The organism is Streptomyces sp. 7N604 (assembly GCF_052245475.1).
Classification (GTDB): domain Bacteria; phylum Actinomycetota; class Actinomycetes; order Streptomycetales; family Streptomycetaceae; genus Streptomyces.
Window position 1 is genome coordinate 118,653 of sequence record NZ_JBQQBX010000007.1, and the last position, 24,333, is coordinate 142,985.

General features: G+C 71.4%; 23 protein-coding genes, 1 tRNA gene and 2 pseudogenes. 14 read left to right on the plus strand and 12 right to left on the minus strand.

The window, feature by feature from the left end; genetic code table 11:
* Positions 1-116: 116 nt before the first annotated feature.
* The 3 genes from ACTWP8_RS09850 to ACTWP8_RS09860 are packed head-to-tail and all read right to left on the minus strand — an operon-like array spanning position 117 to position 3,134.
* On the minus strand, positions 117-1,415 hold the full coding sequence (locus ACTWP8_RS09850; RefSeq protein WP_443321758.1) for an ArsB/NhaD family transporter: 1,299 nt from the start codon (positions 1,413-1,415) through the stop codon (positions 117-119).
* Positions 1,412-1,870, minus strand: coding sequence for a CBS domain-containing protein (locus ACTWP8_RS09855; RefSeq protein WP_443321759.1), 459 nt, complete (start codon positions 1,868-1,870; stop codon positions 1,412-1,414). Before ACTWP8_RS09855 ends, ACTWP8_RS09850 begins: the two co-directional genes overlap by 4 nt.
* Entirely contained in the window at positions 1,857-3,134 is a 1,278-nt protein-coding gene (locus ACTWP8_RS09860; RefSeq protein ID WP_443321760.1) for a cation:proton antiporter, read from the minus strand. The genes ACTWP8_RS09855 and ACTWP8_RS09860 overlap by 14 nt, the downstream gene beginning before the upstream one ends.
* 195 nt (positions 3,135-3,329) lie before the next feature.
* Between ACTWP8_RS09860 and ACTWP8_RS09865 the strand changes: the two genes are divergently transcribed.
* Entirely contained in the window at positions 3,330-3,671 is a 342-nt protein-coding gene (locus ACTWP8_RS09865; protein WP_443321761.1) for a hypothetical protein, read from the plus strand.
* Positions 3,672-3,899: 228 nt separating this feature from the next.
* Entirely contained in the window at positions 3,900-4,370 is a 471-nt protein-coding gene (locus tag ACTWP8_RS09870) for a CBS domain-containing protein (protein ID WP_443321762.1), read from the plus strand.
* Positions 4,371-4,444: 74 nt separating this feature from the next.
* Here the strand turns inward: ACTWP8_RS09870 and ACTWP8_RS09875 are convergent.
* Positions 4,445-4,975: pseudogene (locus tag ACTWP8_RS09875) on the minus strand (hypothetical protein); the annotation flags it as partial.
* Between the two features lie 203 nt (positions 4,976-5,178).
* On the opposite strand from ACTWP8_RS09875, the gene ACTWP8_RS09880 reads away from it, so the two are divergent.
* Positions 5,179-5,373 (plus strand): hypothetical protein, encoded by a 195-nt coding sequence (locus ACTWP8_RS09880; protein ID WP_443321763.1) that lies wholly within the window; start codon positions 5,179-5,181, stop codon positions 5,371-5,373.
* Positions 5,374-5,512: 139 nt separating this feature from the next.
* On the opposite strand, the gene ACTWP8_RS09885 is transcribed toward ACTWP8_RS09880, so the two are convergent.
* Positions 5,513-5,597, minus strand: a tRNA-Leu gene (locus ACTWP8_RS09885).
* A 227-nt stretch (positions 5,598-5,824) separates the two neighbouring features.
* Here ACTWP8_RS09885 and ACTWP8_RS09890 point away from each other — a divergent pair.
* Both ACTWP8_RS09890 and ACTWP8_RS09895 read left to right on the plus strand, forming a co-directional pair.
* Entirely contained in the window at positions 5,825-7,144 is a 1,320-nt protein-coding gene (locus ACTWP8_RS09890) for a M20/M25/M40 family metallo-hydrolase (RefSeq protein WP_443321764.1), read from the plus strand.
* A gap of 392 nt (positions 7,145-7,536) precedes the next feature.
* The gene (locus ACTWP8_RS09895) at positions 7,537-8,298 is read left to right on the plus strand and encodes a chaplin (RefSeq protein ID WP_443321765.1); all 762 of its coding nucleotides are present in this window, start codon (positions 7,537-7,539) and stop codon (positions 8,296-8,298) included.
* Between the two features lie 89 nt (positions 8,299-8,387).
* Here the strand turns inward: ACTWP8_RS09895 and ACTWP8_RS09900 are convergent, their stop codons facing one another.
* Positions 8,388-8,576 (minus strand): DUF5703 family protein, encoded by a 189-nt coding sequence (locus ACTWP8_RS09900; RefSeq protein ID WP_443317436.1) that lies wholly within the window; start codon positions 8,574-8,576, stop codon positions 8,388-8,390.
* A gap of 47 nt (positions 8,577-8,623) precedes the next feature.
* Here ACTWP8_RS09900 and ACTWP8_RS09905 point away from each other — a divergent pair, with 47 nt between their 5' ends.
* Entirely contained in the window at positions 8,624-9,349 is a 726-nt protein-coding gene (locus ACTWP8_RS09905) for a hypothetical protein (protein ID WP_443321766.1), read from the plus strand.
* A gap of 80 nt (positions 9,350-9,429) precedes the next feature.
* Here the strand turns inward: ACTWP8_RS09905 and ACTWP8_RS09910 are convergent, their stop codons facing one another.
* Together ACTWP8_RS09910 and ACTWP8_RS09915 are read right to left on the minus strand one after the other, a co-directional pair.
* On the minus strand, positions 9,430-12,099 hold the full coding sequence (locus ACTWP8_RS09910; protein ID WP_443321767.1) for a helix-hairpin-helix domain-containing protein: 2,670 nt from the start codon (positions 12,097-12,099) through the stop codon (positions 9,430-9,432).
* The gene (locus tag ACTWP8_RS09915) at positions 12,096-13,079 is read right to left on the minus strand and encodes an aldo/keto reductase (RefSeq protein WP_443321768.1); all 984 of its coding nucleotides are present in this window, start codon (positions 13,077-13,079) and stop codon (positions 12,096-12,098) included. Before ACTWP8_RS09915 ends, ACTWP8_RS09910 begins: the two co-directional genes overlap by 4 nt.
* A gap of 139 nt (positions 13,080-13,218) precedes the next feature.
* On the opposite strand from ACTWP8_RS09915, the gene ACTWP8_RS09920 reads away from it, so the two are divergent.
* Positions 13,219-14,271, plus strand: a complete 1,053-nt coding sequence (locus ACTWP8_RS09920) for an LLM class F420-dependent oxidoreductase (protein ID WP_443317440.1) — start codon at positions 13,219-13,221, stop codon at positions 14,269-14,271.
* Positions 14,272-14,353: 82 nt separating this feature from the next.
* Here the strand turns inward: ACTWP8_RS09920 and ACTWP8_RS09925 are convergent, their stop codons facing one another.
* Entirely contained in the window at positions 14,354-14,977 is a 624-nt protein-coding gene (locus ACTWP8_RS09925; RefSeq protein WP_443321769.1) for a hypothetical protein, read from the minus strand.
* Positions 14,978-15,238: 261 nt separating this feature from the next.
* Between ACTWP8_RS09925 and ACTWP8_RS09930 the strand changes: the two genes are divergently transcribed.
* Positions 15,239-16,027, plus strand: coding sequence for a ferritin-like domain-containing protein (locus ACTWP8_RS09930; protein ID WP_443321770.1), 789 nt, complete (start codon positions 15,239-15,241; stop codon positions 16,025-16,027).
* Positions 16,028-16,049: 22 nt separating this feature from the next.
* Here ACTWP8_RS09930 and ACTWP8_RS09935 read toward each other — a convergent pair whose 3' ends face one another.
* The gene (locus tag ACTWP8_RS09935) at positions 16,050-17,042 is read right to left on the minus strand and encodes a magnesium and cobalt transport protein CorA (RefSeq protein WP_443321771.1); all 993 of its coding nucleotides are present in this window, start codon (positions 17,040-17,042) and stop codon (positions 16,050-16,052) included.
* A 63-nt stretch (positions 17,043-17,105) separates the two neighbouring features.
* Here ACTWP8_RS09935 and ACTWP8_RS09940 point away from each other — a divergent pair, with 63 nt between their 5' ends.
* From ACTWP8_RS09940 to ACTWP8_RS09960, 5 genes are all read left to right on the plus strand, one after another.
* Entirely contained in the window at positions 17,106-17,807 is a 702-nt protein-coding gene (locus ACTWP8_RS09940; RefSeq protein ID WP_443317444.1) for a histidine phosphatase family protein, read from the plus strand.
* Positions 17,808-17,939: 132 nt separating this feature from the next.
* Positions 17,940-18,533: a DUF3090 domain-containing protein gene (locus ACTWP8_RS09945; protein WP_443317445.1), complete on the plus strand. Its 594-nt coding sequence runs from the start codon at positions 17,940-17,942 to the stop codon at positions 18,531-18,533.
* Positions 18,494-19,366 carry an SCO1664 family protein gene (locus ACTWP8_RS09950; RefSeq protein ID WP_443321772.1) on the plus strand — a complete coding sequence of 291 codons (873 nt, stop codon included), beginning with the start codon at positions 18,494-18,496 and terminating at the stop codon, positions 19,364-19,366. The genes ACTWP8_RS09945 and ACTWP8_RS09950 overlap by 40 nt, the downstream gene beginning before the upstream one ends.
* 117 nt (positions 19,367-19,483) lie before the next feature.
* The gene (gene mshC, locus ACTWP8_RS09955; RefSeq protein WP_443321773.1) at positions 19,484-20,713 is read left to right on the plus strand and encodes a cysteine--1-D-myo-inosityl 2-amino-2-deoxy-alpha-D-glucopyranoside ligase; all 1,230 of its coding nucleotides are present in this window, start codon (positions 19,484-19,486) and stop codon (positions 20,711-20,713) included.
* 143 nt (positions 20,714-20,856) lie between these two features.
* Positions 20,857-21,387 (plus strand): hypothetical protein, encoded by a 531-nt coding sequence (locus ACTWP8_RS09960; RefSeq protein WP_443321774.1) that lies wholly within the window; start codon positions 20,857-20,859, stop codon positions 21,385-21,387.
* A 212-nt stretch (positions 21,388-21,599) separates the two neighbouring features.
* On the opposite strand, the gene ACTWP8_RS09965 is transcribed toward ACTWP8_RS09960, so the two are convergent.
* Complete coding sequence (locus ACTWP8_RS09965; RefSeq protein ID WP_443321775.1) at positions 21,600-22,649, minus strand: PAC2 family protein; 1,050 nt, start codon at positions 22,647-22,649, stop codon at positions 21,600-21,602.
* A 217-nt stretch (positions 22,650-22,866) separates the two neighbouring features.
* Here ACTWP8_RS09965 and ACTWP8_RS09970 point away from each other — a divergent pair.
* A pseudogene (locus tag ACTWP8_RS09970) lies at positions 22,867-23,506 on the plus strand (enolase C-terminal domain-like protein); the annotation flags it as partial.
* Between the two features lie 125 nt (positions 23,507-23,631).
* On the opposite strand, the gene ACTWP8_RS09975 reads toward ACTWP8_RS09970, so the two are convergent.
* Positions 23,632-24,303 (minus strand): FadR/GntR family transcriptional regulator, encoded by a 672-nt coding sequence (locus ACTWP8_RS09975; protein ID WP_443321776.1) that lies wholly within the window; start codon positions 24,301-24,303, stop codon positions 23,632-23,634.
* Positions 24,304-24,333 lie beyond the last annotated feature (30 nt).

Consider the following 24,333-nt stretch of genomic DNA (forward strand, 5'->3'; position numbering starts at 1 on the left):
GGCTCCGGCGGAGTCGGTGTTCTCCTTCCTCGCGGCCAATACGCCGGGAAAAATCCGCCAGTCCTGAGGGGCGTGACAAATTCGCCTGTGACCGCGCCATCGACCACCGCTCCCGATCATGCGAGGGCGAAGTAGCGCAGCCAGATGTAGCCCGCTGCCAGGGCCACCGTCACAGCTGTCACGACCAGCCCGTACTTGGTGAACTGCCAGAAGCTGATGGGTGTTCGGTTGCGTTCGGCGATGCCCAGGACGACGACGTTGGCGGAGGCGCCAATGGCGGTGGCGTTGCCGCCGAGGTCGGCGCCGAGGGCGAGGGCCCACCACAGCACGTGGTTGCCGGAGCCGCCCATGTTCTCCACCAGGTCGCTCGTGATGGGCGCCATCGTGGCCACGTACGGAATGTTGTCGACGATGCCGGAGAGCACAGCGGAGGCCCACAACAGCACCATGGAGCCACCGAGTTCGTTTTCTCCGATCACGTTGGCGAGGGACTGGGAGACCTCGGAGATCACGCCGGTTTCGATCAGGCTGCCGACCATGATGAACAGGCCCGCGAAGAAGGCCAGGGTCGGCCACTCGACCTCGCCCAGGACCTCTCCGGTATCCGCCGAGGAAATGGCGACCAGGAGGCCCGCGCCCAGCAGCGCGACGATACTGGGCTCGTAGTGAAGGACGGGGTGCAGCACGAAGCCCGCGACGACCAGGGTCAGCACGATCAGACCCTGGATGAGCAGCTTCGGGTCGTGGATCGCCTCCCGCTCCTCGAGAGCCATGACTTCCTCAGCCCGCTTCTCGTCATGGACGAAGGACTTGCGGAACAAGAAGCGGCATAGCGCGACCAGGACCACTATCAGGATCGCGCTGATCGGGGCGAGGTGGACGAGGAAGTCGTTGAAGGTCAGCCCGCCGCGGCTGGCGATGATGATGTTGGGCGGGTCGCCGACGAGGGTGGCGGTGCCACCGATGTTCGAGGCCAGGACCTCGGCGATGAGGTACGGGGCGACGGGCAGGGCGAGCCGCTCGCACACCAGCAGGGTGACCGGGGCGATCAATAGGACGGTCGTGACGTTGTCCAGTGCGGCGGAGGCGACGGCGGTGATGACGCTCAGCATGGCCATCACGCGGAAGGGCTTCGCCCGGGCGCGCTTGACCGCCCAGATGGCCAGGTACTCGAACATGCCGGTCTTCTTGAGGACCCCGACGATGATCATCATCCCGAGGAGAAGGAAGATGACGTTCCAGTCAATGCCGCTGTGCTCGGAGTAGAAGGCGGAGGCGTCATCGGTCGCCTGGATCACCAGCATGAGCCCGGCTCCGCCGAGGGCGGCAGCAGTGCGGTGGATCCGCTCGCTGATGATCAGGATGTAGGCGCCGACGAAGACGACGAGGGCCGCCCAGCTGTGCCAGTCGTTCACGACAGTCCCATGAGGTGGTCCAGCAGGCGGGCAGCGGTGATCGCGCCGATGACCCGGGCGCGGGTGCCGTCGTGTTCGACCACGGGCACGAGCGGGCTCCGGCAGCGAGCCATCAGAGCAGCCGCTTGCAAGACCGTGCTGTCGGGGCCGATGACCGGCGGCACGGCCCTCCCCTTGGGCAGCCACTCGGCAACCGACAGGTCGGCAAGCATCTCCGGTGGCCGGTAGGCCTGCTGTTCATCGAGCACGGCGGCCTGGGCAGGATCCTTGACCACGTACTCGGGGATCAGGGCTGCAGCGACCTGGGAGCCGGGGAGCACGGCGTACGGCTGCTCGTCGGCGTCGACGACCAGCAGTGCGGGCAGCTTCTGACGTGCCACCAGGCGCACGGCGTCCAGCGCGTCGCTGTCCGCGGACACGAAGGGGTAGGGCTCGGCCAGGTCACGTGCGAGCACCGCGGGTCTCCTTGCCTCGGGTGTCTGCCGGGGATGACTGCGTGGGCACATCGGTGGGCGGTACGGGTCGGTTCTGCTCGCCTGGAATGCCGACAAGGTCGTCGACATGGAACATGCGGGCCACGGGCACGTCGGAGCTGCTGTGCGCGGCGATGGAGAACGCGATGCACACGGCGATGAGGGTGAAGGCCTCCTCGGCCCGCGGGATCCCGGACTGCAGCACGAGCAGTCCGTAGACCACGGAGGCGAAGCCCTTGGGCCCGGACCAGGCCGCCGCGAGCTTCTCGCGGCGGCTGAAGCGCGTACCGATCAGCGAGATCAGCAGCGAAGCCGGGCGGATCAGCACGATGGCCAGGACCACGGACGCGTAACCCCCGAGCGACAGGTCGCCGAACAACTGCGGGGTCAGCAGCGCGCCGAAGACCAGCAGCGCCGCGAACTTGCTCAGCTCCGCCAGCGCCTCCCCCAACGGCTCGAACGCCTCCTTCGCCTCCCTCTGGACCGACGCCAGGACCGCGCCCGCGGAAAAGGCGGCCAGGTAGGGGTTGGCGTGGGTGAGGTGGCAGACCGCGTAGAGGATCACGCCGACGGCGAGCGGCAGCAGCGGCTGCAGCCTGGGCTCCGCGCCCAGCAGCCGGAAACGGACCAATCGGCTGACGATCAGCGGGGCGGCGACGCCGAAGACGAGACCGAGCAGCAACTCGAGTCCGATCTCGCCGATCGGCGCTTCCGCGGAATGCGCCGCCGGTCCGGCGGCCGCGATGAACAGCAGGACGACCGGCAGCGCCAGACCGTCGTTGATGCCGCTCTCGACGTTCAGCAACTGCCGCAGCCGCGCCGGGACTTCCTTGCGGCCCACGATCGCGGAGGCGAACACCGGATCGGTGGGCGCCAGCACCGCGCCGATCAGGAAGGATGTCGTCCAGTCCAGGCCCACCAGGTAGTGGGTGATCAGCGCCATCCCGGCGAAGGCCAGCGGCATGCCGAGCCCGAGCGCCCGGGCCGGGTTTCGCCAGGCGGCCTTCAGCGCGGGGAAGGAGACGTGCATCCCGTCGGTGAAGAGCACCGCGAACAGCGCGAGATCCGCGGTCACGACGACGATCGAGCTGTCCGGGGTGATGTGGATCAGGCCGAGGAAGCCGTCGCTGACCAGCGCCCCGCCGACGAGGAAGAGGAGGGAGGTGGAGAGTACGGACCGGGCCGCCAGGCCCGACAGCAGCACTGCGATCAGCAGCGCGACGCCGAAGACGACAATGAGCGCCACAGGAATTCCCCGATCGGTGAAGAGAGCTCTCTCTTGATCGCCGACCAGGCTTCCCGGCACTCCGCAAGGCACCTTACCGGATCGTTACGCGGTCACAACGGAATCCTGACGCCTCAACCGCCCCGGTCGGAGCGGTAGTGTTCGCGCCAGGGCCCGCCGCGGCACCCGCATGTCGGCCCTGTGAAGGGGAGGGGCATGCACGGGAACCCCGTGATCCATTTGTCCACGCTCGCCATCTTCTCGGTGATCCTGCTGCCGCTGTGCATCGCGATGCTGCGCGGCTGGGCGCCCGGATGGGTACGCAGACGGCTCACGCCTCGGAGCATCCGCAACCGTGGTGCGGCAGTGCTGCTGCTCTACGGCTCCGCAGCGGTCAACGCCGTACTGCGCGCGATGGGAGCGTCCTACGAGGTCGTCATGGCAGCGACGGTTGTGGGGGCTGCCTGCGCCGTAGCGGGCGCACTGTTCGTCGCGGTCTCGGACGTTACGGAAAAGCGCGCACGCCGCAGGGCCGGGAACAACACGGCTCGCCCCTGACCAGAGGGGCAAGCCTGTAGGGCTCGGCCCGGGCGAGGTCCGGTCAGCCCCGTCGAGAACCCAAAGTGGCTGCGTGTACTGCCTGTACCGAATCGCTCCGCAGAGCAACCCTTCACCAGGGCCACTCGTCGCTTCGGGGCCGATGACCCGCGCAGTCCTCCGAAAGACGAAAATGGAAGAAGGCCGCACGGGCGACTCGGCCCGCTGCAGTGCACCGAGGAGGCAGCCATGCGCGCGCGTGACCTGGCGGAGGAGTACCCGTCGGTAAGCCTGGACAGCGATGCGCTGGATGCGGCCCGGTTGCTTGCCGAGCAGCGACTGCCCGGGGTGCTGGTGATGGACAAGGGCCCCGAGCCGTACGCGGTTCTGCCGGCCTCACGACTGGTCAAGCTGCTGGTTCCCGCCTACGTGATCGAAGACCCGACGCTCGCGAGTGTGGTCGACGAGCGCCACGCCGACCAGCTGTGCAAGGCGCTGGCGGGCCGGCCGGTGTCCGACTGCCTGCCCAAGGAGCGCCAGACACCGCCGGTCGCGGACCCCGACGACACCGCGCTGGAAGTGGCCGCACTCATGGCGCGCGAGCGCAGCCCGCTGGTCGCCGTGGTCGAACACCCCAAGGGCCGGAACCACGGCGACGCCCGGCTGCTCGGAGTGATCACCGCCGCGCATCTCCTCGAACGACTCCTCGTCGCCGCCTGAGCGGCCTGAGCGCGAGCAAGCTGAACTGGTACGGGGATCCGGGTGCGTGAGCCGTTCCGCCGTCAGGCCTCCGTTCACGCGGTCCAGGTCCAGTCGGCGACATCGGGGAGGTCGGTGCCGTGCTCGCGGATCCATGCGTGGTGGCGCAGGCGGGTGTCCTCCATCGCCCTGGCGGACCGGCGCGGCCGTACGGCGAGGCCCGGGACGCGGTCGGTGACGTCCATGACCAGGCGGTACCGATCGAGGTCGTTGCGTACGACCATGTCGAAGGGGGTCGCGACGTCGCCCGCGCAGGCCAGCACCACATCCGGTTCGCCGCTGCCGGTCTCCGTTCCGGCCCACTCCCAGACCCCGGCGCCGCGTGCGCAGTAGGCGTGGGCCTGGTCGATGGTCAGCCAGTCGAAGCAGGGCTGCTTGCCGGCGACGACGACGTTGACGTAGTCGCGGCTGTGCAGGACGTGGTCGGCGACCGAGAGCAGGGTGTTGGTGTCCGGCGGGAGGTAGACCCGTACGACCTCGGGGGACTTGTTCAGGACGTGGTCGACGAAGCCGGGGTCCTGGTGGGAGAAGTCGTTGTGGTCCTGCCGCCGGACGTGCGAGGTGACACCCTCAAACCGGGGCGTGACACCGGCCCCTACCCGGACATCTGCACAAAGGACAGCGTCACCGTCCCGGGGACCGTCCTCGCGAAGTGGCGCCAAAAGTACAGCCTGTTCAGCGGCAAGTGGCAGGAGCATGGTCCGGCCTGCGCAGCCGGAATGAAGGCGGCAACGGGAACCTGAAGAAAGAGGTCCTGGACAGCGTGGCCGTGCCCCAGAAACGTCTGCCCCGCGGACGCGTCGCGCAGACCCTGCTCGTAGCGGTGATCATCTGCATCGCGAATCTCCGGGCGGTCAGGCGCTTCCGGCGGGACAGCGCCTTCGTGCCACGCAAGAAGACCGCTGCGAAGGGCTCCGCCTCTGCGGCCATCGCACAGAAACCGGTGGGCGCCACTGAGGCTTGATCGTCACAGCAGCACCGCCTCACGGCGCCGAGCCCAGGGCCCAAAGGCCCCACGAACGACGAATCACCGGCGAGCCTTATGGCCCGACCGGTAACTCGTGAACGGAAGCGGGACGATCTCGTGAACGTCCCGAACGTCGTGTCCGAGGGGGGACTTGAACCCCCACGCCCGATAAAGGGCACTAGCACCTCAAGCTAGCGCGTCTGCCATTCCGCCACCCGGACAAGGTGTCCGCCGCTCGGCCCGTGGCCGTTCCGGCGGGGAAAACCATAGCAAACATCCGGCCGTGCCCGATCACACGACCGTACGACCGCGGGCCGTGACGACCGTGTGTCGGCAGCCTTGAGGCCTTGGGCTGCGGCGCCGGGCGCGGGAGGATGGCACTGGACCCCCCGCCCCGGGCGCCGGCCCGACCCGGGCAGTCCGTGGCAGCGAACCACGAGGAGGCAGCGTGAGCGAGTCGAAGCCGGCCCCTACCGGTGAGGACGAGGTCGTCGACCTGTGCCGGGACCTGATCCGGATCGACACCAGCAACTACGGCGACCACTCGGGCCCCGGTGAGCGCGCCGCCGCCGAGTATGTGGCCGAGAAGCTCGCGGAGGTGGGGCTCGAGCCGCAGATCTTCGAGTCGCGCCCGGGCCGCGCCTCGACGGTCGCGCGCGTCGCGGGCGAGGACCCGTCCCGGCCCGCGCTGCTCATCCACGGCCACACCGACGTCGTACCGGCCAACGCCGTCGACTGGACGCACCACCCGTTCTCCGGCGAGATCGTTGACGACTGCGTCTGGGGCCGCGGCGCTGTCGATATGAAGGACATGGACGCGATGACCCTCGCCGTCGTACGGGAACGGCTGCGCAGCGGCCGGAAGCCCCCGCGGGACATCGTCCTCGCCTTCCTCGCCGACGAGGAGGCGGGCGGCGTCTACGGCGCGCGGCACCTGGTCGACAACCACCCAGGCCTCTTCGAGGGCGTGACCGAGGCGATCGGCGAGGTCGGCGGCTTCTCTTTCACCGTCAACGAGAACCTGCGGCTCTATCTGGTTGAAACCGCCCAAAAGGGCATGCACTGGATGCGTCTGACCGTTGACGGCACCGCGGGACACGGCTCGATGACCAACACCGACAACGCGATCACCGAACTGTGCGAGGCCGTCGGACGGCTGGGCCGCCACGAGTTCCCGGTCCGGGTCACCAAGACCGTACGGTCCTTCCTCGACGAGCTGTCGGACGCGCTCGGCACCCCGCTCGACCCGGAGGACATGGACGCGACGCTCACCAAACTCGGCGGTATCGCGAAGATCATCGGGGCGACGCTGCGCAACACCGCGGCCCCGACGATGCTGGGCGCGGGATACAAGGTCAATGTGATCCCGGGGCAGGCGACCGCACACGTCGACGGCCGTTTCCTGCCGGGGCACGAGGAGGAGTTCCTCGCCGACCTCGACCGGATCCTCGGTCCCCGCGTGAAGCGCGAGGACGTGCACGCCGACAAGGCGCTGGAGACCAGCTTCGACGGCGCGCTGGTCGACGCCATGCAGTCCGCGCTCAAGGCGGAGGACCCGATCGCGCACGCGGTGCCGTACATGCTGTCCGGCGGGACGGACGCCAAGTCCTTCGACGATCTCGGCATCCGCTGCTTCGGCTTCGCACCGCTCAAGCTGCCGCCCGAGCTGGACTTCGCGGGCATGTTCCACGGGGTCGACGAGCGGGTGCCGGTGGACGGGCTGAAGTTCGGCGTCCGGGTGCTGGACCGATTCCTCGACCAGTGCTGATGAAGGCCCCTGCTGGTGAAGGCCCCTGCTGGTGAAGGCCCCTGCTGGTGAAGACCCTTGGGGATGACACGGCAGCCGCTGATACGGGGATCGAACGCACTTAGCCGGAAAGAGTGAAACACCCGGACAGCCCCGTGGCTCGGATTCCCCCTTCCTCGTTACGGCTGTGCAGTCTCGGCTGAGACCGCATGGCCGGCAGGGGAGGCGTGATCGGGATGCTCGACCTTCCCTTCGGCAACACGTGTGTCAACGCGAGACGTTGTACCGCAACCCATGAGGGTGTGATCCCGGGCCCCGGAGTGCGCGCCATGCACTCCGGGGCCCGGGAATTGGCGAGCGGGCAATCGCCCGTGAGCATGTCGAAAGGCGATAGGCAGCAGGGGAGCGAACCTATGCGACAGGTCGCGAGAAAGAGCCTGATCACGGTTGCGGCTGCGAGCGGTGTGCTCGCCGTGACCGGAGGCTATGCGTACGCGGACGCGGACGCGGGAGCAATTTCCGGGAACTCGCCGGGCGTTGGGTCCGGCAATACGGTCCAAGTGCCCGTACACGTGCCGGTGAACCTGTGCGGCAACACGGTCAACGCCGTTGGCCTGTTCAATCCGGCCATGGGCAACAACTGTGCCAACGTGTCCGGCGGCGGGCACGGGTCGGGTGGCAACGACGGCTCGTCCGCTCGTGCCGGGAGCGGCAATTCGGGGGGTGTGGTCTCGGGGAACATCGTGCAGGTACCGATCGATGTGCCGATCAACGCCTGCGGCAACAGCGTCAACGAGATCGGTGTCGGGAACGCCACCAACGGCAACAAGTGCGCGAATGTCTCTCAGGGCACGCCGGGGTACCCGCACGAGCCGGAGCGCCCGCACGACCCGGACCGCCCGAACAACCCGGACAACCCGAGCAAGCCCGATGACGAGGACAAGGGCAAGGACGAGGGCAAGGGCAACGGCCACGTCAAGCCCGGCCACGAGGACGACTCCGAGGTGAAGCCCGCGGTGGAGCACAGGCCGCAGGCCGTCACCGCGCCCGAGGGCGAGGAGGAGCTCGCCGAGACCGGCGCGGGCATGCTGGGCGCCGCCGGAGCCACGAGCGCCGCACTGCTGCTCGGGGGCGCCGTGCTCTACCGCCGCTCCCGGGCCGCGTCCAGGTCGTAAGTCCAGGACAGGCACGGAACGGCGCACGGCGGAGCGGGCCTCGCAGTCGCGGGGCCCGCTCCGTCTTCACCTTGTGTCACCGCATCGTCTCACCACGTAGCGCGCGGCTGGCGAATGATCCGGCGCCGCAGCCGCACCCGGCGGCTCCCATCCGGGTTGAGCCGCAGTCGGTCCAACTCCCAGTGCCCGTACTCTGCATGGTCGGTCAGCAGACGTGTGGCGGCGCTGCGGGAGACCCCTCGTGGCACGTACACGTCGCGAAATTCATATTCCGGCATCGCATCTATTGTGCGGGTAGTGCCCCACTACGGATAGCGTCTGCACTATGTCTGATGCTGCGCAGCCATCCGCTGCCGAGGTACGCGCCGCCGCCGAGGCGGTCAAAGCCGCGCTCGACCGCCACCTCGACGCGGTCGAGAGGCGGTCGGGAGAGGACGACCCGGCCGTCTACACCGCGTTCAACGAGCTGGCCGCGGCGGCCGAGGCGTACGACGAGCTGCTGTACGAGGTCTACGACGAGGTCACGCCCTTCGAGATCCCGGGCGACGGCACGATGCCCGCCTACACCGGCCCCGAGGAGCCGCACGCGCTCAGCGTGCTCATCCGCCGCGACTACACGGTCACGGAATCGCAGCGACTGCTCTCCCAGGCACAGCGGGTGGCCGACCTCGATCCGGATGTGGAGCTCGGCGGCCCAGGGCTGAACGGCGCCGAGGCCGGGACCGGCGTCGGCGTTCACGCGGCACTCGGCGTGCTGTTCGGGGAGTACGAACCGGACGAGATCGCCTCCCGGCACAAGGAGTTCGGCCTGGAGGAAGGTGACTCCACGCTGTGGGTGACGGCTGCCGACGAACCCGCGGAGCCGGGGGAGTGGCTGAATGCGCCGTTCGACCAGGCGGATCCGGAGCGGGTCATCTGCCGCTTCGACGTCAGCGCCGTATTCGACGAGGAGCTCGACGACGAGGAGCTCGAGGACGAGGACGAGGGCGAAGAAGAGGAAGTGGACGACGAGGACGACGACGAGCTCGAGCCGCTCGACTCGGAGCGGTGAACGCCCTCTCGTCCGTTTCTTACTGGTCTCGCGGAACTCGCTGATCCCGCGGACCGATCACCACCGCCGCCGGCCGGGGCTCACCCGTCCGGCGGCGCGCTGCTCCGCAGCAGAGTCCGCAGCCGGGTCGTGCGCTCCTTCACCGGTACTTCCGCGACCGCTCGCGGCAGCGCCTGGTCCGCGCCGTGCACCACGGACAGATGCCGCTCGCCACGGCTGAAGGCGGTGTAGACCCAGGACCGGGTCAGCGCCTGCACCGCATCGCCCGGCAGCACCACTACCGCCGCCGGCCAGCGCATTCCTGCGGCCTGATGGGCGGTGAGCGCCCAGCCGTGCCGTACGGTCTCGCTCACGCGGTCGCGCGGCACGATGATGACGCCCGCGCCCGCGCAGTCCAGATGCAGGCCTTCGGCGTCGGCCGAGACCACCGTGCCCGGCAGGGACCGGCCCGGGGCCGGTACGTATGCCACCCGGTCGCCCGGGTCGAAGCCGCCGAAGCGGCCGGGGCCCGGGTTGATCCGGTCCTTCAGTGCGGCGTTCAGCGCCCGAGTCCCCGCGGCGCCGCCGTGCCCCGGCGTGATGACCTGCGTATGGTCCGCGGGTACGCCGATCGCGCGCGGCACCGAGTCGGCGACCAGCTGCACGGTGCGGTGCACCGCCTCACCGGCGTCCCGCACCGGAACGATCACCACTTCCTTGCCGGGCGCATCCACCTGGCTCAGCTCGCCGATCCCGATGCCGGAGACCAGCTCGCCGATGGGGCCGGGGTCGGGTGTTCGGGATGCGACCTGCGGGCAGGTGCGGGCGGCGAGCAGGTCGGCGAAGACCTTCCCGGGACCGGCCGACCAGAGGACACCGGGGTCTCCGCTCAGGACCAGGCGCGCGCCGTCCGGCAGCGACTCGACGAGCATGGCGGCGGTCTCGACGTCGAGCTGCGGCGCGTCCAGCACGGCGAGCACATCGACCGCGAGCGCCCCCTCGGCGTCCCGGCCCGGGCCCTCCACGCCCGCCAACAGCCCGGCCACGGTCACGGCCGCGGGGCCGAGGCCGCCCGCGGACGAGGGCGCGGTTTCGGCTCCGCCGACTCCCGGCGCCGCGCGGCCGGCGCCTTCCGGCGGGCCGCCGCCTTCACTGTCCACGCCGCCGCTCGGGCCGCTGTCTCCGGCCGCCTCGCCGGACTCCCGCGTCCGGCCGTCCGTCGTGCTATCCGTCGTGCCGCCCGGTGCCTCGTCGGCACTCGCGCCGTGCTGCCCGGCGGCGGCCGGGGCGGGGCCTCCGATCGCCGAACCGGCGGACGCGGCCGTGCCGAACATGGCCGCCAGCCGCTGACGGCCGTCCTCGCTGTGCGCCGCGGCGTACGCGCGCAGGCCCAGCGCGCGGGCCGCGGCCACCATGGCGGCGGGCTCCGCCCGGGCGGCCTCGCCGCCGGTGTGGGCCACGAGGCCACTCCCGGCCACGGCGCTGATCAGTTCCGCGGCCGACGGGGACGGCGCGGCCTCGGCCGCGGCCCGCCAGTCGGCGGCGGACGGCGCTGTCGCGGCGGAAGGCCCGGACACAGTCGCGGAGCCTTCCGCGGCCTGGGCGTCGGCGCCCTGCTGCTCGCCGTCCGCGCCGCGGACCGCGGCGACGCCGGGCGCGGAGGCCGAACCGCTCTCCGGATCAAAGGTGTTGACCAGCCGCGCGAGCCCGTCCGCGAGGCTCTCCTCGGCCAGCGCGTAACGGTCGAGTCCCACCAGCACCCGTACGGGCTGTTCCTCGTTCTCCTCGTCGCCTTCCGACGCCGCCGAGGAAGACGACGCTGACATCGGGCCGGAGCCGGGGGCGTCAAGGGCGTCCCGGAAGACCAGCACCGCGCCGTCCGCGATGGCAGTCCGCAGCGCGGCCTCCGCGTCCGGCACCGATCGCTGCGCGAGTGCGGAGCTCAGGGTCGCGGGTTCCAGAGCCGTGTGCCCTTCGAGGGCGGCGCGCTCCAGCAGCCACTGGACCAGGGCCCGGGCCCGCCGCTCGTCGGCAGGACCGCACTCCGCGCCGAGCAGGGCCCGGGCGAAGCCGTCGGCCTGCTCGGGGCGCACGCCGGGCACGGCGAGGAGTTGCCATGGATCCTCGCGCAGCGCCTGCGCGGCGCGGTCCCCGAACACGTCGAGCACCTTGTCCGCCAGCGCCTCGGGCGCCCCGCCCGCGCCCAGGACCTCCCGCACGGTCGCACTCCGCGCCTGCCGCTCCGTCGGCGGCAGACCGGACAGCCCGCGACGGGAGCCCCCGGCGGCCGCCGGTCCGCCCGGCGCGCCGACCGGTCCCCCGCCTGCCAGACCGTGCGCCGCGTCGCTCCGCCCCTGGCCGTACGCGCCCGGGCCACCGCTCCCGGTACCCGGTCCGGAGGCGGCAGGACCGGCGCTCGGGCTGCCGCCCGCCGTGGGGCCAGGCCCCGTAGGAGCGTTCGCCCGCCCGGCCGCGCCGGGCACGGCGGCCGGACGGCTCTGCTCGGTGAAGAACGACGCCGCGGACCGCTCACCGCTCTCCACGGCCCGCACGGCTGCCGCAAGCGCCTCCGCGGCTGCCGACCGCCCTACTCCCGCCTTCGCTCCCGAGCCGCCGCTGCCGGCCGTCGCGTCGTCGCCTTCGCCGGCCACTCCCTCGGCCCCTGCCGCCCTGTCACCAGCAGGGCCGGAGCCGGAGCCTGTGTCCGGGCCGGTCGGCGCCGTCCGCGCGTCGTCAGGTGTGGGCTCGCCGGCGGGGCGGTCCGTGGTCACAGGGTGCTCCAGTCCTGGTCGGGATAGCGGTGCAGGGGCGCCGATACGTCGTCCAGCGCCTGGCAGATCTCGTCGGGAAGCGTAAGCGCCTCCACTGACAACGCCTCTATGAGCTGCTGCGCGTTGCGCGCGCCGACGATCGGGGCCGCCACACCTGGCCGGTCGCGAATCCACGCGAGGGCCACCTGGAGCGGAGTGGTGGCCAGGCCGTCGGCCGCCGTGGCGACCGCGTCGACGATGCGGCTCGCCGCGTCGTCCAGGTAGGGGGCGACGAAGGCCGCGAGGTCCGGGGAGGCGCCCCGCGAGTCGGTGGGGGTCGCGTGCCGGTACTTCCCCGTGAGCACCCCGCGCCCCAGCGGCGACGACGGCAGCAGCCCCACCCCCAGGTCCAGCGCGGCGGGCAGCACCTCCCGCTCGACGCCCCGCTGCAGCAGCGAGTACTCCATCTGCGTGCTCGCCAGCCGCGTGTGGGCCCCGGGGGCGGCCAGCTGCCAGGTGGCGGCCTTGGCGAGCTGCCAGCCGCAGAAGTTGGAGACGCCCACATAGCGCGCCCGCCCGCTGCTGACCGCGATGTCGAGTGCCTGCAGCGTCTCGTCCAGCGGCGTCGCGTAGTCGAAGGCGTGGACCTGCCAGAGATCGACATGGTCCGTGCCGAGCCGCTCCAGGGAGGCGTCCAGCGCGGCGAGCAGGTGGCCGCGCGAGCCGTCGAAGCGGCGGTCGGGGTCGGGGATGCTGCCCGCCTTCGTCGCGATGACGAGGTCCCGGCGCGGCACGAGGTCCTCGACGAGCTGCCCGAGCAGATACTCGGCGCCCCCGTCCGCGTATACATCCGCCGTGTCCACGAGCGTCCCGCCGGCCTCCCAGAAGGCCTTGAGCTGGTCGGCGGCGTCGTGCTCGCCGGTGTCCCGGCCCCAGGTCAGGGTGCCGAGCCCGATCCGCGATACCCGAAGACCCGTACGGCCGAGGTGCCTCTGCTCCATGGGCCCTGAGATTACTGGCCAGGCCTCCGCGAGCGGTGGGCTGTGGATAACCCTCCACCAACCCGGCACTGACGGATCCCGCCCTCGCACGCTAGAGTCCGCAGGACAGGCACGTTACTGATCGGTAAGGGGAGCGGCTATGCGGCTCGGGATCAACCTCGGCTACTGGGGCGCCGGAATGGACGCCGACAATCTCGCGGTCGCGCGCGAGGCCGACAAGCTCGGCTACTCCGTCTGCTGGGCGGCGGAGGCGTACGGCTCCGACGCCGCCACCGTGCTCTCCTGGGTCGCGGCCCAGACCGAGCGCATCGACGTCGGCTCCGCCATCTTCCAGATCCCGGCCCGCACCCCGGCCATGACGGCCATGACGGCCGCCACCCTCGACTCGCTCTCCGGCGGCCGGTTCCGCCTCGGACTCGGCGTCTCGGGCCCGCAGGTCTCCGAGGGCTGGTACGGCGTCAAGTTCGACAAGCCGCTGGCCCGCACCCGCGAGTACGTGGAGATCATCCGCAAGGCGATGTCCCGCGAGCGCCTCAGCCACGAGGGCGAGCACTGGACGCTGCCGCTGCCCGGCGGCCCCGGCAAGCCGCTCAAACTCACCGTCCACCCGGTCCGCGAGTACATCCCGCTCTACATCGCCGCCATCGGCCCCAAGAACCTCGAGCAGACCGGCGAGATCGCCGACGGCGCGCTGGTCATCTTCTTCGCCCCCGAGCACGCCGAGGAGACCACGATCGGCTCGATCCGCGCGGGCCGCGAGAAGGCGGGCAAGACCCTCGAGGGCTTCGATCTCGTCCCGACCGTCCCGATGGCCGTCGGCGACGACGTGGACGCCCTCGCCGACCTCTTCCGCCCCTACACCGCCCTCTATGTCGGCGGCATGGGCAGCGCGAAGCAGAACTTCTACAACAGGCTCGCCCAGCGCATGGGCTACGAGAAGGAAGCCGCCGAGATCCAGGAGAAGTACCTCGCCGGCGACAAGGACGGCGCGGCCGCCGCCGTACCGAAGGAGCTCATCGACTCCACGACCCTCCTCGGGCCCGTGGACCGCATCTCCGACCGCATGCAGGCCTACGCCGAGGCGGGCGTCACCACCCTGTCCCTCACCCCGGCGGGCTTCACGCTCGAAGAGCGTCTCGCGTCGCTGCGCGCGGGCGTGGAGGCGCTGGAGCGCTCGGGCGTCGGCGAGTAGTCCCGCCCACGACACGTACCAAGACACGTACCGACCATCCGTACGCGCATCGCGGACGAGGGCGCGGCTGGTGCCCGGGATCTCAGCCCGGCACCAGCCGTCCCATCAGCTGCCCGAAGGCGATCAGCCTGGCTGTCTGGCCCGGCCCGCCGTCGTCCAGCGACTTGCTGAACCGGAAGGCCTCGGGCCGGAAGCGGGCCGACGTCAGCGGCGCGTCAGGGTCGCCGCCCGGCACCGTGTTGAGCTCGTGCGGCGTGCCCGTCGCCAGCACCAGATGCACCCCGCGGTCGACCCGGCGGCCCGACTCGTCCCGCCCGACCAGGGTCCGCATGCCCACATGCCGGATCGAGCCCAGCGGCAGCACCTGCACCGACGAATCGAGGACCGTGCCCTCCGGGGCGTTGTCGTCCGCCAGTTCCTCGCTGTGCCACAGGATCAGCCGCCGCCCGTCGCAGACCGCGGCCTCCTGCCACACCGAGGCGCCCGCCTCGGTCAGGTCCACCACCCGCTCCAGGGTGAAGCCCCGCACGCGGTGCCGCCCCAGGACCCCGGCAATAGCTTCGAGCGCGACATCCGCATGCAGAAAGTAGGCGCGCGCCGCGTCGTCCAGGCGTTCGTACGGCGACCAGTCCGAGCTCGCGGGTCCCAGCCGCCGGGGCGCGGGGCGGCTCTTCGCCGCTCTGCTGAACTTGCCCACCCGTCTCACAACCCCCTCCAGGCTCGGAATCACCCTACCCAGAGGTGGCCGGGGAGAGACTGAGAGGTTTTCTGCGGCCGTGGTGGGGGCTCGGGGGTCTTCCCCGCCACGGCCGTCACCCAGCACAACGCGGGGCGGCCCCGGTGGTTACGCGCCGGGAGAGCTCCTGTTGCTCCTCCGTTCGGCGGAGTTGACCGACCGTGCTGTTGCCGGACGGGGCATGTCCCTTTTGACTTTCCCTTTGCGGACGCTCGTACGGAGGTGGCAGTGATGCTCTCGGCCCGAAGCCTGTTCCAGGAGATCCTCGACAACGACAACTCGTTCCGGCTGTTCTGCTCCATCGCGGCAAGCGGCGAGGCACAGGGCGGCTGGGAGAACGGCCGGATCGCCGCACTCGTCCCCGAGTCCCAGCGAGGTCTCGGCCCCAAGATCGTCCGGCACGGCGCGGACGAGGACAAGCACGGGCGGATCTTCAACGCCCTGCTGCGCAAGCGCGGGCTCGAGCCGGTCGACGTCCCCCAGGACGCCGACTACACGATGCTGCTGGAGCGGCAGGGGATCGGCCTGGCCCACGACAAGCTCCGCGCCGACGAGCCGCTGACCGAGTACGACATCGTCGCCTACCTGGCCCACAGCCGCGTCACCGAGCAGCGCGCCTCCGAGCAGATGCAGCTGCTGCGCAAGCACTTCGCCGACCACCCCGACCTCGGCCGCGCGGTGAAGATGATCTCCAACGACGAGGACAACCACCTCGCGTACTGCCACGAGGAGCTGTTGCGCCTGGCCGCCGCCGGCCACGCCCGGACGATCCACCGGATCCTGCGGGAGAGCGCGCTGGCCGAGATCCGGGTCTACCGCGATGTCAGCCTCGTCTTCATGGCGCAGATGGGTCGCATCCTGGGCTGGTCGAAGGCCAAGATGGCGATGCTCGCGGCCGGAATCCACGCGGTGTACGTGTACGAGCGGCTCGGCGGCTGGCGGCGGATGGTCAGCCTGAGGATGCCGGAGCGGCTGGACGCGCTGGGCGGTCCCGCATCGGCCGCCCCCGAGTTCGCCTGATCCACGTCCCGTTCATCCCGTCCTACAGCCAGCCGCGTCGCTTGAACATGCGGTGCAGGCCGAGCACGGCCGCGGCCATGACCGCGATCACCGCCGGATAGCCCCATACGGTCGTCAGCTCCGGCATGTGCGCGAAGTTCATGCCGTAGACCCCGGCGATCATCGTGGGCACCGCGACCATCGCCGCCCACGCCGAGATCTTCCGCAGGTCGTTGTTCTGCCGTACGCCCACCTGCGACAGATGCGCCGCCAGGATGTCGGAGAGCAGCCGGTCGAAGGCCTCGGCGTACTCGCCCGCGCGCGTCAGATGGTCGGCGACGTCGCGGAAGAAGGGCTGCGCGTGCGCGTGCACGAACGGCACGCCGGCCCCGGCCAGCCGCGCGACCGGCTCGGCCAGCGGGCCGACCGCGCGCCGGAACTCGACCACCTGGCGCTTGAAGTGGTAGATCCCCGCCGCGGTGTTGCCCGTGTCGCCGCCCGTCGGCGCGAAGACCTCTGCCTCCAGCTCGTCCAGGTCGGTTTCGAGCTGCGCCGCCACCACGAGATAGCCGTCCACGACCGCGTCGCTCACCGCGTACATCACGGCGGTCGGGCCGTGCCGGAGAACCTCGGGGTCCTCCTCCAGGCGGCGGCGCACCTGGGCGAGCGGGGCCCCCTCGCCGTGCCGGACCGTGACGACGAAGGAGTCGCCCACGAACAGCATCAGCTCGCCGGTCGTCACCGTGCCGGTCGTCTCGTCGTAGAGGACCGGCTTGAGGACCAGGAAGAGGGAGTCGTCGTAGACCTCCAATTTCGGCCGCTGGTGGGCCTTGAGCGCGTCCTCCACGGCCAGCGGGTGCAGTCCGAACTCGCTGGTCACTAGGTCGAACTCGCCCTCGGTCGGCTCGTGGAGACCGATCCACAGGAAGCCCTCACCGGTGGCGCGCGCCTCCGCGAGGGCTTCGGAGAAGTCGGCGGGACCCTCGGTGCGGCGCCCGTTCCGGTAGATGGCGCAGTCCACGATCACGCTGCGCATTCTCCCTCCGTCCGGAGGGATGCGCAGGGGAGGCGGGTTGCGCGAGCCCGTAGGGTTGCAGACATGCCCACGCTGATCCTCGTACGGCACGGCCGTTCCACCGCCAACACCGCGGGGGTGCTTGCGGGCTGGACGCCCGGGGTCGCCCTCGACGAGCGCGGGGCCGCGCAGGCCGCCGCGCTGCCCGGGCGGCTGGCGGGACTGCCGCTGGCTGCCGCCGTGACCAGCCCGCTGCAGCGCTGCCAGGAGACGCTGCGGCCGCTGCTCGACGCCCGCCCGGAGGTGCCGCTGTACGCGGACGAGCGGATCGGAGAGTGCCACTACGGCGACTGGACCGGGCGCAAGCTCAAGGAGCTGGCCGACGAGCCGCTGTGGACCACCGTGCAGCGGTACCCGTCGGCCGCCGAGTTCCCGGGGCCCGAGGGCGAGTCCGTACGGGCGATGCAGGCGCGCGCCGTGGACGCCGTACGGGACTGGAACGCCCGGATCGAGGCCGGGCACGGCGCCGACGCCGTCTTCCTGATGTGCTCGCACGGCGACATCATCAAGTCGCTGGTCGCCGACGCCCTCGGGCTGCACCTGGACCTCTTCCAGCGGATCTCGGTCGAGCCCTGCTCGGTCACCGCGATCCGCTACACCCCGCTCCGCCCCTTTCTGCTCCGGCTCGGCGACACCGGGGAGTTCAGCGCGCTGGCGCCGGACGGGGGCGGTACGCCGCGCGCCGAGGGCGATGCGCCCGTGGGCGGTGCCACGGGCGCACCGTGATCGCCTCGCGCAGTAGGGTGGACGGGCCGCGGCCCGGGGTACGGGGGACCCGCGCGCAACCCGTTCAGACCGTGCGGATCGCAGCGATTCGCCAGTTTCCAGATTCCGCAGCGATGACAAAGGGAGCAGGACGTGGCCCGTCAGGTGTTCCTGTACGACCCACCGGACCGCTTCGTCGCCGGTACGGTCGGGCTGCCTGGCCGCCGGACGTTCTTCCTCCAGGCCAGTGCGGCAGGCCGGACGACCACCGTCGCCCTTGAGAAGACCCAGGTGGCCGCGCTCGCCGAGCGGATCGACGAGCTGCTGGACGAGGTGGTGCGGCGCACCGGGGGCAACGCGCCGGTGCCGGCCGTCGCCCCCGCCGAACTCGCCGACGCCGAGCCGCTCGAGGTCCCCGTCGAGGAGGAGTTCCGGGTCGGGACCATGGCGCTCGCGTGGGACGGCGAGGAACAGCGCATGATCGTCGAGGCGCAGGCGCTCGTCGAGCTCGACGCGGAGACCGAGGAGGACCTCGCGGAGGCGGAGGAGCGGCTGCTGCAGGACGAGGAGAACGGCCCGCCGATGCTGCGGGTGCGGCTCACCGGGCCGATGGCCAGGGCGTTCGCCAAGCGGGCGCTCGAAGTGGTGAACGCCGGACGCCCGCCGTGCCCGCTGTGCAGCCTGCCGCTCGACCCGGAGGGACACGTATGCCCGCGCCAGAACGGATACCGCCGCGGAGCGGCCTGACCGGCCCGGCCGCCGACCCGGCCGGCCCGGCCGCCCCGGCTGACGACTCCGCCGTGTGCGAGCTGCTCGCCGAGGGTGAGCTGACCGTACGCGGACGGATCCGCGAGGCGTCGAACGCGGTGCTCTACTGCTCCGTCGAGCTCGACGGGCGGAGCGGGACCTGCATTTACAAACCGGTCGCCGGGGAGCGGCCGCTGTGGGACTTCCCGGACGGGACGCTGGCGCAGCGCGAGGTGGCGGCGTACGAGCTCTCGCGCGCGACCGGCTGGGACCTCGTCCCGCCGACGGTGCTGCGCGACGGCCCGTACGGCGAGGGGATGTGCCAGCTGTGGATCGAGGCGGACCCGGCGGTCGAGCTGCTGGCGCTCGTCGAGGGGGAGGAGCCGGGGCCGGGCTGGAAGGCCATCGGATTCGCCGAGGTGGGCGGCGGCGGCACGGCGCTGCTGGTGCACGCGGACGATCCGCGGCTGCGGCGGCTCGCCGTCCTCGACGCCGTGATGAACAACGCGGACCGCAAGGGCGGGCACCTGCTGCCCACGGTGGACGGGAAGCTGTACGCGATCGATCACGGGGTGACGTTCAACGCCGAGGACAAGCTGCGCACGCTGCTGTGGGGCTGGGCGGCCGAACCGCTCACCGACGAGGCTCTGGGCGTGCTCCGCCGGATCTCGGAGGACCTCGCGGAGGGCGGCTCCCTCGCCGCCAGGCTCGCGGAGCTGATCACCGCGGACGAGCTGGAGGCGCTGCGGGACCGGGTGGCCGCGCTGATCTCGAAGGGCCGCCACCCCGAGCCGAGCGGCCAGTGGCCCGCCATCCCCTGGCCCCCGGTCTGAGGGGCCCCATGCGGCGGACCTGCGACCACGCATGCGGCGAATCCGCAAGAGCACCACTCCGGCCAACCCTGAAGGTCCGGTTCGTGTGACGATCACGCATCCGGTTACGCTCAAGGCATGTATGCCTGGCCCGCTTCTGAGGTTCCCGCCCTGCCCGGCAGTGGCCGTGACCTCCGGATCCACGACACCGCGACCGGGGGCCCGATCACCCTCGACCCCGGTCCCGTCGCCCGCATCTACGTCTGCGGCATCACCCCGTACGACGCCACCCACCTGGGGCACGCGGCGACCTACAACGCGTTCGACCTCGTCCAGCGCGTGTGGCTCGACACGAAGCGGCAGGTTCACTACGTCCAGAACGTGACGGACGTCGACGATCCGCTCCTCGAGCGGGCCGAGCGGGACGGGCAGGACTGGACGGAGCTCGCCGAGCGCGAGACCGCGCTCTTCCGCGAGGACATGACCGCCCTGCGGATGCTTCCGCCGCAGCACTACATCGGCGCGGTGGAGGCGATACCCGGCATCGTCCCGCTCATCGAACGGCTCCGCGACTGCGGGGCCGCGTACGAGCTCGAGGGGGACATCTACTACTCCGTCGAGTCCGACCCGGCCTTCGGCAAGGTCTCGGGGCTCGACGCCGCGACGATGCGGCGGCTCTTCGCCGAGCGCGGCGGCGACCCGGAGCGCCCCGGCAAGAAGAACCCGCTGGACCCGATGCTGTGGCTGGCCGCCCGCGAGGGCGAGCCGAGCTGGGACGGCGGCTCCCTCGGCCCTGGCCGCCCCGGCTGGCACATCGAGTGCGTCGCCATCGCCCTCGACCACCTCGGCATGGGCTTCGACGTCCAGGGCGGCGGCTCCGACCTGGCCTTCCCGCACCACGAGATGGGTGCTTCGCACGCCCAGACCCTCACCGGCGAATACCCCTTCGCCAAGGCCTATGTGCACGCCGGAATGGTCGCTCTCCATGGCGAGAAGATGTCCAAGTCCAAGGGCAACCTCGTCTTCGTCTCCGCGCTGCGCCGCGACGGCGTGGACCCGGTGGCCATACGGCTCGCCCTTCTGGCGCACCACTACCGCGACAACTGGGAGTGGACCGATGCCGTGCTCGAGGAGGCGGCCGAGCGGCTGGCGCGCTGGCGCTCCGCGGTCTCCCGGCCCGACGGGCCACCGGCCGATGCCGTGGTCGAGGAGATCCGCGAGGCACTCGCGAACGACCTCGACGCGCCCGCCGCGCTGGCGGCCGTCGATCGCTGGGCCGCCGTCCAGGAGTCGGAAGGCGGTACGGACGAGGGCGCGCCCGGACTCGTATCGCGCGCCGTCGACGCGCTGCTCGGTATCGCACTCTGACGCGCTGACGCGCTGATTGCGCCTGACCCGCTCCACTCCGAACGGGGCGCTCCTTCGCCGAAGGAGCGCCCCAATTCCCTTGTACGGGCCCGGGTTCGGCGCGCGTTGGCGGGTGAGATGTGCTGAGGCGAGTGCGTCGGCTGATGCTCTTTCGGAAGGACGCACAGCATGGAACGTTCCTTCGCACGGCGAAGACTGCCCTGCCGGGGCCGATCTCGGCGCCGCGCTCCTGGGGCCGCTGGGCGGCACGGCCCGCGCCGACGGCCGCGGCGCCGGCGCCGAGCGGTGGGCCCACGACCCTTCCCCGGCCCAACGGCTTCCAGCCCGAGGGCATCGCGATCGGAGCAGCCCCGTACGCGTACTTCGGCTCGCTCGCCGACGGATCGATCTACCGGGCGAGCCTGGCGACCGGCCAGGGCGAGGTCATCTCCCAGGGCACGGGCAACATGTCGGTCGGTCTCAAGATCGACGACCGCGGCCGGCTGTTCATCGGCGGTGGCTACAGCAGGGAGATCCGGGTCGTCGGCTCCCGCAGCGGCGAGATCCTGGCCACCTACCCGGTCGGCACGGACACGACGATGGTGAACGACGTCATCCTGACGCCACGCGCGGCCTGGTTCACGGACTCCTTCAACGCCCAGCTGGTACGCGCTGCCGCTGGGGCCGGACGGTGACCGATCCCGACGACCGCGGCCGCGTTCGGCAGGCGGCTCCATCTGCCCAACGCCCGCTTCGATGTCGAGCCGACGCCGACGACGGAATACGACGCGGTGGCCGTCCGGCAGGTCCGCTAGCGGTCAGTGGTCCCGGCGCCGTGTGCCGGATGGCATGCCCGCCCGCACCTCATCGGGGGACGGGCGGGTGGGCCATGCGCACGGCGGTGGGGCTACTCGTCGCCGGTGCCGGGAGCGGAGGTATCGGTTCCGGGATCCGTGTCGTCCTCGTCGTCCTTGGCAGGGGGCTTCGACGGGCGGGTGCGGCCGCTGGAGGCGTCGCGGAAATACGAGCCGCTGTCCCGGCCGTCCCCCGTCGAGCCGCCCTCGGTCGCGTGCCCGCCCGGCTGTCCCGGCCCGGGAGCCGGGCCGGAGCCCGGCTGGCCGTCGCGGCGCCGCAGGTAGCGCTCGAACTCGCGGGCGATGGCCTCGCCCGACGCCTCCGGCAGCTCGGCCGTGTCGCGCGCCTCCTCCAGCGACTGCACGTACTCTGCGACCTCGCTGTCCTCGGCCGCCAGCTGGTCCACGCCCAGCTGCCAGGCCCGCGCGTCCTCGGGGAGCTCGCCGAGCGGGATGCGGATCCCGATCAGGTCCTCCAGCCGGTTGAGCAGCGCGAGCGTCGCCTTGGGGTTGGGCGGCTGCGATACGTAGTGCGGGACCGCGGCCCACAGGCTGACCGCCGGCACGCCCGCGTGCGTGCACGCCTCCTGCAGGATGCCGACGATGCCGGTCGGCCCCTCGTACCGGGTCTCCTCCAGGTCCATGGTCCTGGCCAGGTCCGGATCGGAGGTGACGCCGCTGACCGGGACGGGGCGGGTGTGCGGGGTGTCGCCGAGCAGCGCGCCCAGGATCACCACCATCTCCACACCCAGTTCGTGAGCGAAGCCGAGGATCTCGTTGCAGAAGGAGCGCCAGCGCATGCTCGGCTCTATGCCCCGCACGAGTACGAGGTCGCGCGGCTTGGGCCCGCCGACCCGGGCCACCGAGAGGCGCGTGGTCGGCCAGGTGATTTTCCGGACCCCGTCTTCCAGGAAGACGGTCGGCCGGTTGACCTGGAAGTCGTAGTAGTCCTCGGCGTCCAGCGCCGCGAAGACCTCACCCTTCCATTCCCGGTCCAAGTGCCCGACCGCGGTGGAGGCGGCGTCGCCGGCGTCGTTCCAGCCTTCGAACGCGGCCACCATGACCGGGTCGATCAGCTCGGGAACCCCCTCGAGCTCGATCACCCAGCGCCTCCTTCCGACCGGTGGGCGTGTTTCGGTCCGCCCCCGGCTGCTGTTCCGTTGCGTGCGCCCCCAGCCTACGGCTTCACCCCGGCCCGCCCGCAGCCCCCGCGCAGACCTGGCTGCGGATTCATCCGAGCTGTCCACCGGAACGTTCCAGCAGATCCCTGGAGGTCCGGACTTGATCGCGGCTATACATCGGATGACCAGAAGAGGTCCGATGTTCTTTCGTGGGGCGCGCATGGGTTCGACCGTCACGGGGCTCGAGGTCCACGACATCCGGTTCCCCACCTCGGAGCAGCTCGACGGCTCGGACGCCATGAACCCGAGCCGGACTACCCGGCGGCGTACGTCGTGCTGCACACCGACGCCCCCGCCCTGGACGACACCGCGAGCGGCCACGCAGACGGACACGGCCGCGGTACACGGGCGCGCCGAGGGATACCCCGCCTACACCGCCTCGCCCGGCTGGCTCGGTTACGACGACGCCAAGCTCGTGACGCTCGCCAAGCAGGCCGTCGCCTACGGCTTCGGCCAGATCAAGCTCAAGTCGGCGGCGATCTCGGCGACGACGTACGGCGGCTGGGACTGGAGCTGGGGCTGGGGCTGCGGCTTGCCCGCGAGGCCGTGGGGCCCGATGTGCGCATCGCCTCGACGCCAACCGCGCTGGGACGTGGCGGACGCGCCGCGCTGGATGCGGCGCCCTGGCCCCGTACGAACCGCACTGGATCGAGGAGCCGACCAGCCCCGACGACGTTTCGGCCACGCCGCCGTACGCGCGGGGCAGCCGGTCAAGGTGGCGACCGGCGCACGTCGCCAACGTCGTCTTCACGCAGCTGCTGCAGTCCGGGGCCGTCGACTTACCATCATCATCGCCCTGGCGATCTCCCGCTTCGCGGGCGGCGAGAAGCAGGACTGAGGGGCCTGCCCCCGGGTCCGGCGCGGGCGCGGGGGCAGGACCGAAGGCCGCCTGCGGCGAGCGGTGTCAGAGCGTGGAGCGGAGCCACTGCTCCACGCTCGCGATGTGGACCGTGGCCCAGGAGCGGGCCGCGTCCGCGTCGCGGTCGCGGAGAGCCGCCAGGATCGCCCGGTGCTCCTGCAGCGTCCTGCTCACCGCGTCCTCCTGGGTGAGCCCGCGCCAGATCCGGGCGCGGGTGGTCGGCCCCGACAGCCCGTCCAGCAGGGAGCACAGCACGGAGTTGCCGCCCGCCTGAACGATCCGGCGGTGGAACTCCAGGTCGGCGGCGACCAGTTCCTCCACCGAGGGCGCGGGGCCCAGCGTGTCCAGTTGCTCGCCCAGCGCGTCCAGCTCGGCGGTGCTGATCCGCGCGCTGGCCAGCGCCGTCGCCGCGGGTTCCAGGATCCGGCGGACGGCGAGGAACTCCAGCGCGGTGTCGTCGCGGTGGAAGTCCACCACGAAACTCAGCGCCTCCAGCAGCAGTTGCGGATCGAGGCTGGTGACGTACGTACCGTCGCCCTGGCGCACGTCCAGAATGCGGATGAGGGACAGGGCGCGCACGGCCTCGCGCAGGGAGTTGCGCGAAAGCCCCAGCTCCGCTGCCAGTTCGCTCTCCTTCGGCAGCCGGTCGCCGGGCCGCAGCGCACCGGAGACGATCATGCCCTTGATCCGCTCGATCGCCGCGTCGGTCACGGCCATGAGCGCCTCCTCTTCCCGGGCCGACCCTCC

Coding starts and splice junctions, on each gene's coding strand:
- ACTWP8_RS09920 (WP_443317440.1), top strand. CDS start 13,219: ATGCGGCTCGGGATCAACCTCGGCTACTGGGGCGCCGGAATGGACGCC.
- ACTWP8_RS09940 (WP_443317444.1), top strand. CDS start 17,106: ATGCCCACGCTGATCCTCGTACGGCACGGCCGTTCCACCGCCAACACC.
- ACTWP8_RS09865 (WP_443321761.1), top strand. CDS start 3,330: ATGCACGGGAACCCCGTGATCCATTTGTCCACGCTCGCCATCTTCTCG.
- ACTWP8_RS09870 (WP_443321762.1), top strand. CDS start 3,900: ATGCGCGCGCGTGACCTGGCGGAGGAGTACCCGTCGGTAAGCCTGGAC.
- mshC (WP_443321773.1), top strand. CDS start 19,484: ATGTATGCCTGGCCCGCTTCTGAGGTTCCCGCCCTGCCCGGCAGTGGC.
- ACTWP8_RS09935 (WP_443321771.1), bottom strand. CDS start 17,042: ATGCGCAGCGTGATCGTGGACTGCGCCATCTACCGGAACGGGCGCCGC.
- ACTWP8_RS09900 (WP_443317436.1), bottom strand. CDS start 8,576: ATGCCGGAATATGAATTTCGCGACGTGTACGTGCCACGAGGGGTCTCC.
- ACTWP8_RS09895 (WP_443321765.1), top strand. CDS start 7,537: ATGCGACAGGTCGCGAGAAAGAGCCTGATCACGGTTGCGGCTGCGAGC.
- ACTWP8_RS09950 (WP_443321772.1), top strand. CDS start 18,494: ATGCCCGCGCCAGAACGGATACCGCCGCGGAGCGGCCTGACCGGCCCG.
- ACTWP8_RS09915 (WP_443321768.1), bottom strand. CDS start 13,079: ATGGAGCAGAGGCACCTCGGCCGTACGGGTCTTCGGGTATCGCGGATC.
- ACTWP8_RS09930 (WP_443321770.1), top strand. CDS start 15,239: ATGCTCTCGGCCCGAAGCCTGTTCCAGGAGATCCTCGACAACGACAAC.
- ACTWP8_RS09975 (WP_443321776.1), bottom strand. CDS start 24,303: ATGGCCGTGACCGACGCGGCGATCGAGCGGATCAAGGGCATGATCGTC.
- ACTWP8_RS09960 (WP_443321774.1), top strand. CDS start 20,857: ATGCTCTTTCGGAAGGACGCACAGCATGGAACGTTCCTTCGCACGGCG.
- ACTWP8_RS09905 (WP_443321766.1), top strand. CDS start 8,624: ATGTCTGATGCTGCGCAGCCATCCGCTGCCGAGGTACGCGCCGCCGCC.